Origin of the sequence: Hahella ganghwensis DSM 17046 (assembly GCF_000376785.1) — a bacterium.
Classification (GTDB): domain Bacteria; phylum Pseudomonadota; class Gammaproteobacteria; order Pseudomonadales; family Oleiphilaceae; genus Hahella; species Hahella ganghwensis.
The window spans coordinates 1-14818 of the sequence record NZ_AQXX01000054.1; the positions used below are offsets into that span (position 1 = coordinate 1).

19 protein-coding genes are annotated in these 14818 nt (G+C 49.5%); 10 read left to right on the plus strand and 9 right to left on the minus strand.

Annotation, left to right across the window (positions count from 1 at the left end; translation table 11 throughout):
• Window positions 1-125: 125 nt before the first annotated feature.
• The 3 genes from F566_RS0101725 to F566_RS36680 all read left to right on the plus strand — a co-directional run bounded on the left by F566_RS0101725 (window position 126) and on the right by F566_RS36680 (window position 1344).
• Window positions 126-305: a hypothetical protein gene (locus tag F566_RS0101725; RefSeq protein ID WP_020405254.1), complete on the plus strand. Its 180-nt coding sequence runs from the start codon at window positions 126-128 to the stop codon at window positions 303-305.
• 9 nt (window positions 306-314) lie between these two features.
• Window positions 315-971: a recombinase family protein gene (locus tag F566_RS0101730; protein WP_020405255.1), complete on the plus strand. Its 657-nt coding sequence runs from the start codon at window positions 315-317 to the stop codon at window positions 969-971.
• A 220-nt stretch (window positions 972-1191) separates the two neighbouring features.
• Window positions 1192-1344: a hypothetical protein gene (locus F566_RS36680; protein WP_020405256.1), complete on the plus strand. Its 153-nt coding sequence runs from the start codon at window positions 1192-1194 to the stop codon at window positions 1342-1344.
• Here the strand turns inward: F566_RS36680 and F566_RS36685 are convergent.
• The 7 genes from F566_RS36685 to F566_RS31595 form a co-directional block, all read right to left on the minus strand.
• Window positions 1341-1511, minus strand: coding sequence for a hypothetical protein (locus F566_RS36685; protein ID WP_020405257.1), 171 nt, complete (start codon window positions 1509-1511; stop codon window positions 1341-1343). The genes F566_RS36680 and F566_RS36685 overlap by 4 nt on opposite strands.
• A gap of 129 nt (window positions 1512-1640) precedes the next feature.
• Window positions 1641-2738: a hypothetical protein gene (locus F566_RS0101745; protein WP_020405258.1), complete on the minus strand. Its 1098-nt coding sequence runs from the start codon at window positions 2736-2738 to the stop codon at window positions 1641-1643.
• Entirely contained in the window at window positions 2726-3598 is an 873-nt protein-coding gene (locus F566_RS0101750) for a hypothetical protein (RefSeq protein WP_020405259.1), read from the minus strand. Before F566_RS0101750 ends, F566_RS0101745 begins: the two co-directional genes overlap by 13 nt.
• Entirely contained in the window at window positions 3595-3939 is a 345-nt protein-coding gene (locus F566_RS0101755) for a hypothetical protein (protein WP_020405260.1), read from the minus strand. Before F566_RS0101755 ends, F566_RS0101750 begins: the two co-directional genes overlap by 4 nt.
• Entirely contained in the window at window positions 3929-4564 is a 636-nt protein-coding gene (locus tag F566_RS0101760; RefSeq protein ID WP_020405261.1) for a hypothetical protein, read from the minus strand. The genes F566_RS0101755 and F566_RS0101760 overlap by 11 nt, the downstream gene beginning before the upstream one ends.
• Before the next feature lie 92 nt (window positions 4565-4656).
• On the minus strand, window positions 4657-5436 hold the full coding sequence (locus F566_RS0101765) for a hypothetical protein (RefSeq protein ID WP_020405262.1): 780 nt from the start codon (window positions 5434-5436) through the stop codon (window positions 4657-4659).
• Window positions 5429-7309, minus strand: coding sequence for a type IV secretory system conjugative DNA transfer family protein (locus F566_RS31595; RefSeq protein WP_020405263.1), 1881 nt, complete (start codon window positions 7307-7309; stop codon window positions 5429-5431). Before F566_RS31595 ends, F566_RS0101765 begins: the two co-directional genes overlap by 8 nt.
• 228 nt (window positions 7310-7537) lie before the next feature.
• Here F566_RS31595 and F566_RS36690 point away from each other — a divergent pair, with 228 nt between their 5' ends.
• A complete protein-coding gene (locus F566_RS36690; RefSeq protein WP_157496562.1) occupies window positions 7538-7840 on the plus strand; it encodes a hypothetical protein in 303 nt (100 codons plus the stop codon).
• 557 nt (window positions 7841-8397) lie between these two features.
• Here the strand turns inward: F566_RS36690 and F566_RS31600 are convergent.
• Both F566_RS31600 and F566_RS0101785 read right to left on the minus strand, forming a co-directional pair.
• The gene (locus tag F566_RS31600; RefSeq protein WP_051085241.1) at window positions 8398-9654 is read right to left on the minus strand and encodes a replication initiation protein; all 1257 of its coding nucleotides are present in this window, start codon (window positions 9652-9654) and stop codon (window positions 8398-8400) included.
• A 252-nt stretch (window positions 9655-9906) separates the two neighbouring features.
• The gene (locus F566_RS0101785) at window positions 9907-10143 is read right to left on the minus strand and encodes a hypothetical protein (protein ID WP_020405266.1); all 237 of its coding nucleotides are present in this window, start codon (window positions 10141-10143) and stop codon (window positions 9907-9909) included.
• Window positions 10144-10368: 225 nt separating this feature from the next.
• On the opposite strand from F566_RS0101785, the gene F566_RS0101790 reads away from it, so the two are divergent.
• The 6 genes from F566_RS0101790 (at window position 10369) to F566_RS31605 (ending at window position 14818) form a co-directional block, all read left to right on the plus strand.
• Entirely contained in the window at window positions 10369-10998 is a 630-nt protein-coding gene (locus F566_RS0101790) for an AAA family ATPase (protein ID WP_020405267.1), read from the plus strand.
• Complete coding sequence (locus F566_RS0101795) at window positions 10998-11285, plus strand: hypothetical protein (protein ID WP_020405268.1); 288 nt, start codon at window positions 10998-11000, stop codon at window positions 11283-11285. The genes F566_RS0101790 and F566_RS0101795 overlap by 1 nt, the downstream gene beginning before the upstream one ends.
• On the plus strand, window positions 11282-12520 hold the full coding sequence (locus F566_RS0101800) for a DNA cytosine methyltransferase (protein WP_020405269.1): 1239 nt from the start codon (window positions 11282-11284) through the stop codon (window positions 12518-12520). The genes F566_RS0101795 and F566_RS0101800 overlap by 4 nt, the downstream gene beginning before the upstream one ends.
• The gene (locus F566_RS0101805) at window positions 12492-13397 is read left to right on the plus strand and encodes a NotI family restriction endonuclease (RefSeq protein ID WP_020405270.1); all 906 of its coding nucleotides are present in this window, start codon (window positions 12492-12494) and stop codon (window positions 13395-13397) included. Before F566_RS0101800 ends, F566_RS0101805 begins: the two co-directional genes overlap by 29 nt.
• Window positions 13398-13838: 441 nt before the next feature.
• Complete coding sequence (locus F566_RS0101810) at window positions 13839-14447, plus strand: DNA-binding protein (protein ID WP_020405271.1); 609 nt, start codon at window positions 13839-13841, stop codon at window positions 14445-14447.
• A 2-nt stretch (window positions 14448-14449) separates the two neighbouring features.
• Window positions 14450-14818: a hypothetical protein gene (locus tag F566_RS31605; protein WP_020405272.1), complete on the plus strand. Its 369-nt coding sequence runs from the start codon at window positions 14450-14452 to the stop codon at window positions 14816-14818.

The window sequence follows — 14818 nt, forward strand, 5'->3', positions numbered from 1 at the left end:
TCGCCATCACAAACCAACCTCAAACCGTAATTTCCCGTAGAAAAATCACCTGCAAAAAAAGTTGGCGGTTATCGCAGCTACCCGGTCACTACCCCGTCTGAGGTGTACCACACCGGGGGGTATCTATGACCGGGTTTATTCTTATCTGCCTGCTGATCGGCTTTGGTTTTGCGGCCATACTCATGGGCCTGGTCAAATCAGCAACCAATGGCAAAGGAAAGGGCAGACCTACGCCTGACAGTATGGACGATATTACCAACCCGTCACACCGCTGGCACCCACTTAATATGTGGCACGATGACTGAGGTAAGCTAATGATTATCGGATACGCCAGAGTATCAACGACCGAACAAGATACAGCGCTCCAACTGGATGCCCTGAAAGCGGCAAACTGTGAGCGGATATACCAAGAGTCAGGCTCTGGAAAGTCAAGGAAACGCCCTGAACTCGAAAAGTGTCTGGATGCGATGAGGGCAGGGGATACCTTGGTTGTGTGGCGTCTGGATCGACTGGGACGCAGCCTTAAAGACCTGGTGGAAATCGTTACCGAATTAGAAGGGAAAGAGATAGGCTTTCGATCACTGACAGAAGCCATCGACACCACCAACGCCGGAGGCAAGCTAGTATTTCATATCTTCGCGGCACTATCAGAGTTTGAACGATCACTAATCCAGGAGCGCACCAAGGCGGGTCTAGCAGCGGCCAGAGCAAGAGGACGCAAAGGGGGAAGGCCGAGGGCATTATCAAAAGACCAGGTTAAGAAGGCGAGAGCAATGCTTAATGATCCTATGATTTCAAAAACAGAGGTTGCCAAGCATTTCAGCGTTACCAGGGCAACACTGAATAAAGCACTAACAGACTATGAGGATAGCGTTTTGAATATCCAAAAAGCCTTAACCGAGGAAGGACGCCCGCTTGATGATTTCACCAATGATTTTGAGAACAAGCATAAAATAAAACGAAAAATATAAGGGTAGCCAGAATTGTGACTCATCGATCGCAAAAGCTGTGACGGTCATAATCGAAGCCGCTTATTAAGATAAAGGGTTCTGCGTAGCAGGTTCGTTTATTTTAATAAGTGGCCAACAAGCGAAGCGCGTTAGCTTGCTCCATATAGAAATATGCAGCTATGGTGTATCTAAATAGATAGTGAAATTCTCAATTTCGCATGCGAAATTACAGGAATAAAAAATGAACAATCAACCCAAAAAAAACGATGAAGCAGAAAAAGAACGTTACTTAAAAAAAGCGATAAAACAAGGGCTTGATGACCTCAAAGCGGGGCGCGTGGTTGATGGAAAAAAAGCTTTCTCCAAACTCCATAAAAAACTGAAAAATAGCTAATTAGTGGTGTTTTTTTCACGCATCAGCAATCGCCTGGTAGCGGGTGACAGTTCCTCAGCTTCACCAGGGCCATACACTTTAAGATTTTTGACCGTAGGCAAGCGCTTAACGAACTCGACCAAATCCGAACTTTCGGCCTTTTTCCCCTTGAATCGAATCACTGTCATTAGCTATGCTCCTATATGTACAGAGGCGGCTTAACTGCTGGGACTGTACAAACAGTATAAGCCACATCATGTTGGCAAGTATTGTCTGAACCCCCATCCCCTTCGGCGTCGAAGGGTTGGGGGCTTAATTTACTGGCTAACGCCTGCTCCCGCCCCAACCGTATCACCAGACGACACCGCACTACTTTGACCACGTTTCTTACTCAAACGGGTACTACGTGCCTGTGCAATCTCTTTAAGCTCTGAATGACGCTCTATATCACTGTCACTCAAACCTTTGGTCATGGCAAAAGCATCTACCTGGGCAAACACGGCAGACACACCCATAAAGGTGTTTTCACCAAAATATGGCGTCCCGCTACGCTTCGCTAAACCTTTGCCCGGATCAACATCAATACCACCACATGACCAGGTGAAGTTACCGGAATTCAGCGCGGCCAGTGTAGGCAACATACAACCACCGGCTAAAGCCTGCTCGGTAAGCTGGTTGATGGCTTTCATTGCCCCTGGATCGGCTATCACTGAGACCAAGCCAAGCGCGGCGATTTGCGCCAAGGAATCAGCCATAAAATAGGTCTGGCTATCTTTGCCTTTGTGCTGCTGGCTACCAATGGACTGCCCGGCCATTTCTTTAATGGTTTCAGACAGTACATAGCTGTAGCCCATATAACAACGCAATGACTCTGCGGCAGTTGCAAAGCGTTGGGGCTTTTTCTCCATCTGTGGGTGATACTGATATAACGCTTTACCAGTGACAGCCACATGCGTAGGCGTTCCCTGGGGCGGAGTTAACCAACGATTGCCATAGGCATTGATTTCCTCTTTAGGGCCTGCAAACAATGCACTGGGTGAAGGGTGGGGATAGCTATATAAACCGCAACGGCGGAATAAATCAGCCACCGGATTTTCCCCCATATCAACCTCGCCGCGCTCGATGGCAGAAACCAGCGGCTCAAATAAAACGGCGGCTTGGGTATCAGCTCTCGAAGAGTACTGTTTTAATAGGTCGGTGCTGAAAGTACGCGCCCGCATTCTGTCCAAAGCATCGGCTGTCCGATCAGTAGCGCTACGCTGCAAATCAATGGCCTTTTCCCGGCTGATTTGCTCACTATCTTCAGTCGTTTTATTCCGGCCCGTATCCGTGGAAACCTGCGGCTCTGCCGCGTAAAGATTCAACGAAAAGCAAGCCAACACCAAGTAAATAAGTTTGTTTGTTAGTTTTTCCATGCGGCCCACTCCTTCTCTAACAGCATTGCATAGTCAGATTTTTTGGCGCTTGGTTTAGGCACCTCGTTTGGCTTACTGGGATTCAGGCGCGGCCAGTTACTCACTGCATAGAAACGGTCAACCTGATAACGCAACGCGGTATAGGCGTCACTATTCCAGGGAATAACAGCCTCCCCGATCTTAGCCAGCTCGAACCCTCGGCCACTGCTGCCGCTCACATCTTTATGAGCGGCACACACAAAGGTTGGCACCTGGTAGTTGTCATACCCAGACTGGTGAATCTTGCAGTAAACCTCTGCCTTGCCGTCGCCAAACATCCCCCGGTATAAGCGGGTATTGCTGTTCTGTTCCAGAATCGTAAGCGCTGGAATCGTCACTGTTGGCTTACCATCAAAGCTCAAAATCACCTGGTCAGACTCAATAGAGCCGGTAAGCCTGGAAGGCTTACCACGGCTAAACACCGTTGACGGTGCGCTGACCGTCAACGTGTTGATAGTTTCTTTTGGCGTATGGAAAGCACATTGATTGCGCGAAGTATCCCAGGAACATTGAATTACTTGCTGCACCTGGCATTGCCGCTCACCAGTACGCCAGTGTGCCTTATCACACTGCACTGATAGGTAAGCGCCCTGGTAAGGGCCTTCCCAGCGGCTTATATCCGTCCAGTTGGCCCCACGGCCAACTGGGAGAATGACTGCCACTTGATGACCATCAACCAATAAAGACAAGGTTTCTTTATCGGTGTAATTCACCTCAACCTTGCCGCTTACGGCCTGAAAGGATTTCAGGCCCTGCATACTGTCCTGATGAGTGGCGCAGCCACTCATCAGGACAGTGAAAGCCAGTAGCCAATATCTCACTGCTTTCCCTCCTCAATGGCCTTTTTTAAATCGGCCATTTCCTCGTCCATCTGCTGAAATTCAGCATCAAAACGCTTATCCCACTGGTCGGCCTTTTCTTTCAGCTTGGCGATTTTCTCTTTGCGCTTGGCAATCTCTTCAGGCGTCATAGGCTCGCCGTTAATGTCCCGGCTCATCTGGTCGAATTCCAGGTCAAACTTTTCAGCCTCGATTTCCTGCCTAACCTCATGCCGTTGCTGATCGGTTCTCACCTGTTGTTGACCAGTTAACGCAAAGTACAAAATAAGCCCAGTCAATGGGATGGCCGCAAATATGGCCGCAAAAACCCCTTTATTGTTCACTGGATACCCCCTTTTGTTGTTTCACTCTAAATTCTTGTTGCTCAGTTAAACTGGCATCCAAAGCTATTACTGCCGGATCAATACTGCTGACGCCGTAGGCGGAGGCCAGCTCACGCGCTGCCTGAGCTAAATTTGATACCTCAATGGATAAATCGTCCGAACTCCGGTCAACTCGCTTAACCACCTCCACCACGGCCAGCAATACCTTAATATCAGGTGAAGCTTGATCATCATCTAAATAACCAAAAGCCCCCGCCATACCGCCTTCCGTTGCCATTGTTAGCAACGTCTCTCTAGCCTCAGCACCTTTCTGACCATCCTGGCTAGATTGCGCTGTGAGCTGCTCAAACTCGGCGGCAGTCATCTTGCCAGAGCTTACGGCATACTCTTGAAGCCTATCCATCACTCGAACGCTTTCAGACATACAGGCCGATAACTCTGATTCCAGTACGGCATAATCATCATTAGGGGCTTTATCCAGCTTTCGGTAACAAACCTCCCTTTGCTGCCCCAGCTTTATAGCAAGCTCAATATCTTCAGCGGTGACTTTTGAATCATGCCCATAAGCCTGAAAAGTCAGCCCTAAAAAAGCCACGGATACCAATTTAATCAATACGTTTTTCATCGTTTCAGTTCCTCAATTGTCAGTTAGTTAAATACCTTCAACCCCTGTGCAACCGAGGTGCGCTATCCTGTTTTGTAACGTACTTTACAAAACTAGAATTCCTCTATAGATCGAAATGCAAAGAGCTTAATGCACTGCTCCGGCCCATACTCCTGATCCTCACTCAAATACAACTTGATCTTTTTTTCCTGCATTAATCGCAAAAATAAAGCCTGTAGGCTATCAGCGGCTTTTTGGGTCAGGCAGTAGTAAATCACTCTGCTGTAACGCTTCTGCTTGATGTTTTGCAAATGCCCCCGGATAACCTGAACATAGCGCTGTGGCGTCTTACGGGTACGCTCAACCTCTAACGCCACTGGTACAAACTGACCGTCTTTAGTGGGTCGTTTTGCAATGCCATCAGGGTACTTAGACCACCGGCTTGGGTGGTTCTTTTTCTCGTTCTGACCGGGAAAATACCGCTCTGACACCCAGTCCTCATAATCAAGATCAATCGTGCAATGTTGCCGACAACGCTGCACATCCAAGGTATGCTCAATCGTGGAAGGCTTTACACGACCAGGTGAGTGATAACGCAAATTAATTTTGCTCACTTCTTCCGGGGTTAAACCCTCCAATACCCCTGTACTGGTGATTCCCCAAAGGGGAAGCGCCCGCATTCCCATAAACTTGACCTCATCCCGAACCAATAAGCCCTTTTTCTCCATTCGGTTAAGCACAGTTCGGGCGGCCCTCTCCCCTACCCCCATTTCAACCGCTAAAATGGCAGTAGTGCTGTAGATTTCATCCCGCAGGAACTCCAATACCCACTCTTCCTTTTCCGCAGCCCGCGCTTTGCGCTGGGCTGGGTCTTTCATTAACTGCTCACTCATCGTCAAATTCCAAATCAAACGGATTGCTGGCCGATTTAGGTTTAGGCGGTGTATCCTTATTACCTTTTAAAGACTGCATTAATTCAGCATCCGACGACTGGGCCGCAGCATTTAGCTGCTCGGCCAGATCGTCGCCCTGCTCTGTCGGCTCAGGTTCACTGGCTGGCTCGGAGGCCTCCGGCTCTTCCTCGATGACAGGCACCGGCGTAGCCGGTGAGCTGACCACTGCCGGGGTGATAGCCTCGGCACATTTCTCGGTGGGTACCGGACTGGTACCCACAAATTGCGGCAATTCCTCACTGAAAAACACGGCGACTTGCTTAGGTAGGTTTTGCAGCATATTGGTGTCTACCAGGTAGGTTTCCCCCTGACGCAAGGTGCGCTCATCATCAATGATTTCCGATTGAGCCACGTTCCGGCCTACCTTTCTCAGCTCTTCATCCACCAACTTGATACCTGATCGACGGGCTAACCATTCGGCGGTATCCGGGTCTTGCAGCTTGTAGATCAATTTGAGACCGGTGTTCTCAATGACCGAACCCACAACCGCATCAGCGTCGAGGTCGTTAGGCACGTCTCGCAAATCAGCCAACGACTGGTGAGCGACAAGGGCATGAAGCCCTTTGTCGCGAGCCGCGCCGAATATCTCCATAGCAGGCTTGCTAAGGTGATATTTCAATTCATCCAAGAAGGCGCAGACGGAACGCTGCGCCTTCAATCGGTCGCGCTGTTCGCAGATTTGCACCAGACGCACCATAAGCAACCGCATAGCCTGCTGCACCATTTCGTGACGCATCGAGCCAACCAGGTAGACCACCCCGCCCTTTTCGATCACTTCCGAAAAATCAACGCCGCTACCGCTGGCGTTGATACTGTCCAACCCGGCCATTTCCTCAAACTTCCCTACAAAGTTAGCGGCTTTATCTGCACCCGGAAGAGTCATAATATCGGCCATCGAAGCCCGGAAGCTGGGCGCTTCTTGAGCGGCCAGAAGCTCAGCGACTGCCGACGCAAAGCGGCGGTCGCCTAAGCGATAATGATCAGCCTCGGTACCCTTGCTCGACAATGCAAAGGCAGCTATCAAAAGCTCTTTAAGGTCGGCGCGATTAACCCCTACCAGGGGGTTAATCTGCGGCCCTTGACCGTCTCTAAGATCGATAAAATGGAAAGGAACGCCTTCATTTTTAGCGACCTGGTACAGCACATGAGGCAGCCATTCATCGTTTTTGGGATCAAATACGAAAACCGCCTCCCCTTCTGATACTGATTGACTAAGCGCCATTTGCGCCTCAACACCCTTACCGGCTCCGGTCGTACCAGCCAATTGAATATGATTTGATCGCCACACATCGAAAGACACCCGCACTGGCTCATCATTCTTGTCTAACCCAACGGTGATAAACCCAGGTTCATAATGCGCCATAATGTCGTACAGCTCCGGCGTAGCCGGTAGCTGTTCACGGACAGTTCTAACGTCCGTTTTTCGGTCGCGTTCAACTTCCGTTCTCCGAGTCACTTTCTCACGCCACTTGGCTATTTTCGGTTCCCAATGACGGAAGTAACGGAACCCTAAAACAGCACCAACGACACCACCAACTAACCAAATCAGCAAAAAATACCAAGCAATGGACACTGGCCCGATATGGTCACGAACCAACCAAGGGACACCAAAATGGACAACCGGGCCAACCAACACACCCAGGCCAAAAGGAACTAAGTACAGCTCCCAGCTTTCCTCTTTTTCCAGATTACGAGCAATCGCAACGAAGCAAAAAAAGCCCGCTATCAAACCAATGGCAAAACCACCGGCTTTGTAGAACTGCACCAACCAAGTTAGTGCAGGTGCGAAATCTCTTACAAAATCACCCGTCAATTTCTTACAACCTCTTAGCTATGGGCTGGCACCAATGGGGGAGCCGCCGAACTTGTTCGGTGGGGGTAATGCGCGATTAGCGCGTACCCCCTGGAGGCGCATCACGCCCACGTGATCGCCGCAAGGCTGGGGGGAGCCGCGTAACAAAAATCGGCCCCAGCCGATTTAGGACACCCCAGTGTCCGGTTGTTGCGTGGGGGGCTTGCCCCGGCGCGTCGGGCAGTGAGCTTGCGAACGATAGGCCCGACAACCCGCTTTGCGGGCGACGTTCAGGAGCGCCCCGTAATGAAGGCTTACCGGTCGGGTTCCCTGCCCAGACGACAGTATGGGAAAGGGCCGGTAAGCCGCAATGGAAGGGCCGAAGGTAGCCATGTTGCAAACGAAGTGGCACATGGATTCCTGAAGCCCGCAAAGCGGGTTGTCGGGCGTAGCCAGACGCGCCCTTGCAAACGTAATGAAGCGTCCAGCGTAATGCAGTGCGCAGCGACCACCGGGAGCGAAGAGCCTTATTTAACGGCGTCCAGCCGTTAAATAAGGCCAAGGTCTGCGACTAAGCAGACCTTCATATTAGGAGCCGCTACAATGTTCCGCTTTCTCGCTCCGCACCTATGCACGAATTTAAGGCTATAGCATACACCACGAGAGAGCAAGTTTTTTCTGATCGGAAAATGTGTCAAGGGGTTGGTGCGGCCCGCAGATAAAGCACTGCTTTATCGAGGACTCGGCCCCTTGATTCATTTGGAGATCAAGACAGCCTACGACCGAGGGCATGACAAGGCATAGCCGCTGCTCATGCTCCCGAGGATCAAACACGGCTGTTTGTCGAGGTTCAGCGACGAAACGCTGAAACAACCGAAGCAGCGCGAAGGGCGTTAGCATAAACGAGCACCCTGCTAACCCCATGTTGTGGACAGCTCTTCGAGGCGTGTGCATTAGGCATGGACGATCCCTTCGGGACGTGTGGTCAAAGGATGAATAGCAAAAAACGCTATTCACTCTTTGACCACACTGTCGCCCACACCTAACACCCACTCTGACCACAACGTCCGTGCGGCAACAATAAATAACAAATTATTTATATTTATTTTTTAATCAGGAGGATCAGAGGTAGAGCTAAACAACACTCCTACATCCATACGACTAGAATCATTAGGATCACCATCAAACAACAAACCCAACAGCCCTTTTTTTAAATCAACACCGCTACCCCTGCGGGGGGCTGGTATCTGATGCACAGCATAATTAACACCACTTGGTTGCCCGGAAATCGACTCCAAAGGGATAACGTTGGAAGGTGTTGGGGTATTGGCTTCGCCCAGAATGTGTTGGTATTGGGCGACAGTTTGGCGGGTGAAGCCTGTAGCGCTCGCTACGGCCACCTGAGTGAGCTTGACGCCCTTTTCCTGCAACGAGTGGCAAGCAGCCCTTATCTTGGATTCCGTAGCTTTCTGGCGCGCCTGGTGAGTTCGCTCAGCGGCCAGCCGCTGACGCTCCTTGAGCGGTAAGTTTTTATCGAGGTTCATCACACCTCGATGACATTGACTGTTGCCGGTATACCGATCCCATGTCCAACGAGCCACAGATTTAACCGTGGCTTTTACCTGTGCCGCTGTCAGGTTCATAGAAAAGCCACGCTGTCGGTAATTGTTCTTGTTGTAGGCGTAGGCTTCCAGTAATCGCATAAAGGACTGGAACGTCCCCTGCTCTTTCTCACGATTTACAACGGAATAGGCGTAAAAGCGCAGCTCTTCAAAAAGCAGACAATGGCGTGAGTGTGATACTGCATCGAGGTCGGGGCCGGTACTCCAAGGCGGCGTGATCGCCAGATCAACATAATCGGCCAGCTCGCCTAATTCGTATTCAGTGCCGTGAATCTCCCAGGTTGACCACCAGGGATGACCAGGTGTTTTAGCAACAGGCCCACTATAGGCCGGGTCAGCGTTCAAACGCGCCGCCATTGCCTCATAAACGGCCTTCATGTACTGGATAGGCTTGGAGCGGGCATTCTCGGATGTGCAGACCGGCACAATGGCATAGAACAGGTGGGAATGACCGTTTTTACGGTTGCTCACCACAAAGTTGGGAGCTGGGAAAAGCTCATCTTCCCAAATCAGGGAATTGGAATGGTCGAGATCAAAAACAAGCCAGCTCACCATATCCGGGCGGTTGACCTGCATATACGGATAGCGAATAGCGTACTCACGCGGCCTAACCAGGGCGGCAGTTTTGTTATCGCTACAGCGAGGCAAATACGGCGCTTCCGATAGTAACCGGCTTAGCGCAGTACCTGGCTGGTAGTACCGATCTGTGGCTTGTGTCGCCTGCTCTATCGGTACTGATTCCACTCGTTTGATCCCATTGGCGTTTTTTATCCCCGTTAGCGCCAAAGGAAGCCATTTATCAAGTCAACCCTATTTGATGACTTTCTTCAGGCCGCAGAAATCTTGCGACCTGCTGGAATCTCACGTATATTAAATAAACGCGATGGCTTCCCATAGCCGTTAAGCAAAAGCTGAATACTGTCCAGATCGCCAAATCGTCCAGTGTTCAACCGAATTTATGAACCCGGCCCAGTGCCGGGTTTTTCGTATCTGTTCTTATTTCAGTCTGATTTTCACCTCTTGAAAGCCGATCTCTTCAGCATCAGCAATTGCGCCATTAATTCGCTTGTAGACCTTATCAATATCCGACCTGGCTTTTGTGATCCGCTCTTGTCCACCGCTAGATTTATCAAAAACCAATAGCCACCTATCAGGCTCCATAGGGGCAGGTACGATGGTTGCTGATAACAACATCCCTTCTTGAAATAGCTGTCTAAGCAACCTAATTTCCACGATCTGCCCACCTTCAAACGAATTCAAACAACACTACCAAACTAGCACAAAAATACACTATTATGCACATGCAACGCAACAAGCATGACTCATCGATCTTGCGCATGTAGTTTTTGGTACCAAAACGGTGCCGATTTAGTGCTTGCCTCGTTGGTACCAATAAGGTATAAAACTGGTACCAATTCGACACATAAACAGCACCAAACCAGTACAGGAGCGGCACCAATGATCGTACTTATAGGCAGTCAGAAAGGCGGCTGTGGTAAATCAACCACCGCCGTAAATATTTGTGCAGAACTAGCAAAAAGTGGCAGGGATGTCGTCTTAGTTGACGCTGACCGCCAATGCACATCAGCTAATTGGGCGATGGATAGGTCAGGCAATGAAGCCCTGCCAGTTGTCCATTGTGTCCAGAAATACGAAAACATCCGGGAAACACTTCAAGACTTAGATAAGCGCTATGAATGTGTGATTGTCGATGCAGCAGGTCGAGATAGCAGAGAGCTACGCACAGGCATGACCGCTGCTCATGTTTTACTGGTACCGTTCCGCCCGTCTCAGCCTGACCTTGATACCCTGCCGAATCTTCAGGAAATCATCACACAAGCTAAAGACCTCAACCCAGAGCTAACTGTATACGGGTTGCTAACAATGGCCCCTACTAACCCTGTTGTACATGAAGCGGACGAAGCCCGCGAATACCTACAGGATTACCCCGAAATTCGATTACTAGAAACCATCATACGAGACAGGAAGGTATACCGAGACGCCATGAGCGAAGGCATGGGCGTGATAGAAATGAACAACCCAAAAGCCACTGAGGAAATCCAGTCTCTAATGAAGGAGATTTTTTAATGGTTAAACGCAGAGAACCTGCCACAGCAAAAAAACAACCAACCCCAGAAGAAATTGAAGCGTTTGCATCTGGCGCGGACGGTGGCAGCATCACGCCAAAACAAGAAGAAAAGCCAGCTCTCGATCCCAACGCTAAAAGAGAATTCAAAGCTATAAGGGTCCCCTTCAACGAGTATGAATATTCCAAGCTCGAAGAAGTAGCCACGAAGACTGGACGTACCAAGCTGAATGTTATTCGTTGGGCAATATTAAAACTTGCTGAGGAAATGCAGGAAGGAACCAAATGAGCACCAATACAGCACCAAATCGGTACCAAAATGATGCCGGAATGATTGCGCTTGACTTGTTTTCTGGGGCAGGAGGCTTATCCTGCGGCTTGGAAATGGCAGGATTTACGCCGATCCTTGCCAATGAAATTGAACCCGTTTATGCCGACACCTACAAAAAGAACCACCCTCACACTGAAGTGGTGGTAGATGACATACGCTCAGTCTGTGAGCGCAACCTAAAAAAAACACTCGGGCTAAAAGTAGGGGAGCTAGACCTACTTGCCGGAGGCCCCCCTTGCCAGGGCTTCTCTATAAACGCCCCTATAAGAACTCTCGATGATGCGCGAAACCACTTATTTAAAGACTACCTGCGTGTAGCGCAGATATTGAAACCCAAAGCAATATTGATTGAAAACGTGACAGGTATTGTTTCCCTAGGGAAAGGCACCGTGGTTGAACAGATATACAAAGAGCTTGAAGGAATGGGATATAGCGTAGCCCATAGAATACTTTTTGCTGGTCATTACGGCGTACCGCAAATGAGATTCAGGACTGTGTTTTTAGCTGTGAAAGGGAAGGGGAGAGAAATAGAATTCCCACAGCCGCTATATAATGCCTCAGCGGTCGCCAACTTCACTGGGGCTAAAGAGCTTTGCATCAATGTTCCACCCCTTTTGGCCCAAACACTAAAACCCCATACCAGCGTTTGGGATGCCATTTCCGATCTTCCAGAAATAGAACCAGGAAATACAGAAGGCTCCTTTAAATACCCAACCAAACCACAGAGCAGCTATCAAAAGTCCTTACGCAAAGGCTCCAAACAAATTGAAAACCACGTTTGCTCTAGGCTAGGAAAAGTAAACCTGGAACGCCTGAAACATATCCCTCAAGGGGGGAGCTGGCGAGATATACCTTTCGACTTACTCCCGGCCGGCCTCAAAAGAGCAAGACGCAGCGATCACACCAAACGATACGGAAGGCTCCACCCTGAAGGGTTATGCTCCACAATCCTAACCAAGTGTGATCCTCACTGGGGAAGCTTTTTCCATCCTACCCAAGACAGAGTGATTTCTGTTAGAGAGGCCGCCAGAATACAATCCTTCCCAGACAAATACGTTTTTCATGGCAGCGTGACTCAGCAGTATGAACAGGTTGGAAATGCCGTCCCACCACTTATGGCTAAGGCGCTCGGAGAGGCAATAATAAATATGATTGGATACAGTAATGAGCAAAAACAAAAAAGATTTGGTTGAAGTATTTGGCTATAGCCCTGACGACCTAACCAAAGAAGCAAGAACACTCTGGCAAATGGGCGGATGCCCATTTGTGAATAAAGGGTGCGTCAAGATCAACCACGATCACACCATCATCTATGGAACATGCAGCGTCACCTCACCTTACGGCGACATAATCATTTGCCCAAACAGGCTATACGCTAACAAATATGAAACCTTGGCAAAGGTCAGCCAAGATGCTTTTGGCGATATCCCTTTCCTTACCTATGATCAGTTCATTGAAAAACGTGCTCTATACGATGACTGTATAGTTGCTCTTGGAAAGAACTCAGGTAAAGAAGTTCAAGTAGGCCGCTCTTTATCAATGGACTGGGTATTAGCCCACATTTCAGGCGCAGAACTAAAAGAATATACAGGCATAGAAATACAAAGTATTGATATTACAGGCAACTATCGAGATGCCTGGCACGCATATAAAAACTTAACACCAGGTGTAAGCAGAGCCTCTTTACCGACATCACAACATGGACTGAACTGGGCAAACGTACACAAACGGCTTATCCCTCAGTTAATACGAAAAGGCGTTGTATATTCCCGCTCCAACCTGGTTAAAAAAGGTCTTTATTTTGTGCTGCCAGACATCGTCTACAAAAAATTTGAAGATGTAGTAGGGGCCGACATTCCACTGGTTGATAGCCCAACACATGAAACAATAACTGTATATACATACGAGCTTGGCGAAGAAGTACCTCACGGCCAACAACGTGAACTACAAGAAGTAAGAAAGTTGCGTTTTACCCTTGATGAGTTTTCTAATCGGTTTATTTCTGGGCCAAACCTTCCCCAGGGCGAAGAACTAGATAACGCCATTAGGAATATATTAGGAGTAAAATAGCACCAAAACGGTACCAAAAAGGCATCAAATAAGTACAGAAACAGTACCAATTAGATGCCTTAATTCTAACTCTCTTCACTCACTCCCAAGCAGCCCCTGGTTGAACCGCTCACTCAGCCACGCCGGTCTAATGTGGCGAACCTAACCGAATCCTGCCCCAGCGCAAGGGACGCTACGCTGTAAACCCCTTGCCCTGGTTCATGCTCCGGCTGGCCGGTTGCCACGACCGACGCGACCGAGCAGCCCAACCACCAGAAAACCACCGTTTTTTATACAACACCACACACCACAATTTCGCATGCGAAATTGCATTTCATCGCGTATATAAACCCGTATAATATTCAACGTATAGAAAAGGTACCTTTTCCAATCATTTTATTTGCACTCTGTATGTATTGTATGTATGATACGTACATACAATACATACACGGAGCCGCCAAAATGAAGGTTAAGCCAGAAATCAAAGAGAAGATCATCGCCGCCGCCAACGCCTTAGCTGCTGAAGGCATCGAGAGTCCAACCAATGACCAGGTGCGCGAGCGCATGGGCAGCGGGTCGCTGTCCCACATATCGCCGGTCATGCGTGAATGGCGGGAGTCTCGCAAAGCGGAAGTAGTCGCCGCATTGGAAATGCCCGCTGATCTGAAAAAGGCGATTGAAAGCTCAGTAGGGCAGGTGTGGACTGCCGCCAGTAAGCTGGCCTCTGCCACCATTGATACTGTTCGGCAAGAAGCAGACGCCGCCATCGAGACAGCAACCGGCGAGCGTGACGAAGCACTGGCCGAGATCACCCGCCTGGAAAACCAAATCGCAGAACTTGAAAAAGCACTGGCCGCCAAAGAACAGGAAGTTAACCAGGCTAAAACTGAGTTGGAACAGGAGCGCGGCCAAAACACCAAACTGACCACCGAAAACGCGGCTCTGATGGCTCGCGTGGATGACCGGGACGAACAAATCAAAGGCTTGAAAACCGAACTCAAAGAGGCCCGCGACGACAACAAGGCACTGCAAGGGGAGCTGATCGAGATTGCCCGCAAGGCTAAGGAGTAGGGATGGATATTGAGAACGCCAAAAGCTTGGGGATGCACTGGGGCGCCATCCGTGACGGAAAAGTGATATTGGTCATTCCAATGCAGGTACCCAATGACGTGGATTTTGAAACCTTCCGGGAGCGATCCATAGCAGCGCTTGAGCTGCTGGGCGAAGTCAAAGCGGGGGAGGTGTTCGACGACTACGGCGACCGTTGTTTTGTGCCTCGCAGAAACCATGCGAACCGCAACAAAGCCCCACGGCCAGACAACCCATTACCCATTTATCAACCGTCTGGGGGTAGTGACCGGGTAGCTGCGATAACCGCCAACTTTTACGCGGCCACTTCAATGGGCAGTCTCGTGTTCATATCCAGCTCAAATATCCCATAG

Bases quoted from the DNA above. Each gene is read 5' to 3' on its own strand.
- F566_RS0101725 (WP_020405254.1), top strand. From the start codon at position 126: ATGACCGGGTTTATTCTTATCTGCCTGCTGATCGGCTTTGGTTTTGCG.
- F566_RS0101730 (WP_020405255.1), top strand. From the start codon at position 315: ATGATTATCGGATACGCCAGAGTATCAACGACCGAACAAGATACAGCG.
- F566_RS36680 (WP_020405256.1), top strand. From the start codon at position 1,192: ATGAACAATCAACCCAAAAAAAACGATGAAGCAGAAAAAGAACGTTAC.
- F566_RS36685 (WP_020405257.1), bottom strand. From the start codon at position 1,511: ATGACAGTGATTCGATTCAAGGGGAAAAAGGCCGAAAGTTCGGATTTG.
- F566_RS0101745 (WP_020405258.1), bottom strand. From the start codon at position 2,738: ATGGAAAAACTAACAAACAAACTTATTTACTTGGTGTTGGCTTGCTTT.
- F566_RS0101760 (WP_020405261.1), bottom strand. From the start codon at position 4,564: ATGAAAAACGTATTGATTAAATTGGTATCCGTGGCTTTTTTAGGGCTG.
- F566_RS0101765 (WP_020405262.1), bottom strand. From the start codon at position 5,436: ATGAGTGAGCAGTTAATGAAAGACCCAGCCCAGCGCAAAGCGCGGGCT.
- F566_RS0101790 (WP_020405267.1), top strand. From the start codon at position 10,369: ATGATCGTACTTATAGGCAGTCAGAAAGGCGGCTGTGGTAAATCAACC.
- F566_RS0101795 (WP_020405268.1), top strand. From the start codon at position 10,998: ATGGTTAAACGCAGAGAACCTGCCACAGCAAAAAAACAACCAACCCCA.
- F566_RS0101800 (WP_020405269.1), top strand. From the start codon at position 11,282: ATGAGCACCAATACAGCACCAAATCGGTACCAAAATGATGCCGGAATG.
- F566_RS0101805 (WP_020405270.1), top strand. From the start codon at position 12,492: ATGAGCAAAAACAAAAAAGATTTGGTTGAAGTATTTGGCTATAGCCCT.
- F566_RS0101810 (WP_020405271.1), top strand. From the start codon at position 13,839: ATGAAGGTTAAGCCAGAAATCAAAGAGAAGATCATCGCCGCCGCCAAC.
- F566_RS31605 (WP_020405272.1), top strand. From the start codon at position 14,450: ATGGATATTGAGAACGCCAAAAGCTTGGGGATGCACTGGGGCGCCATC.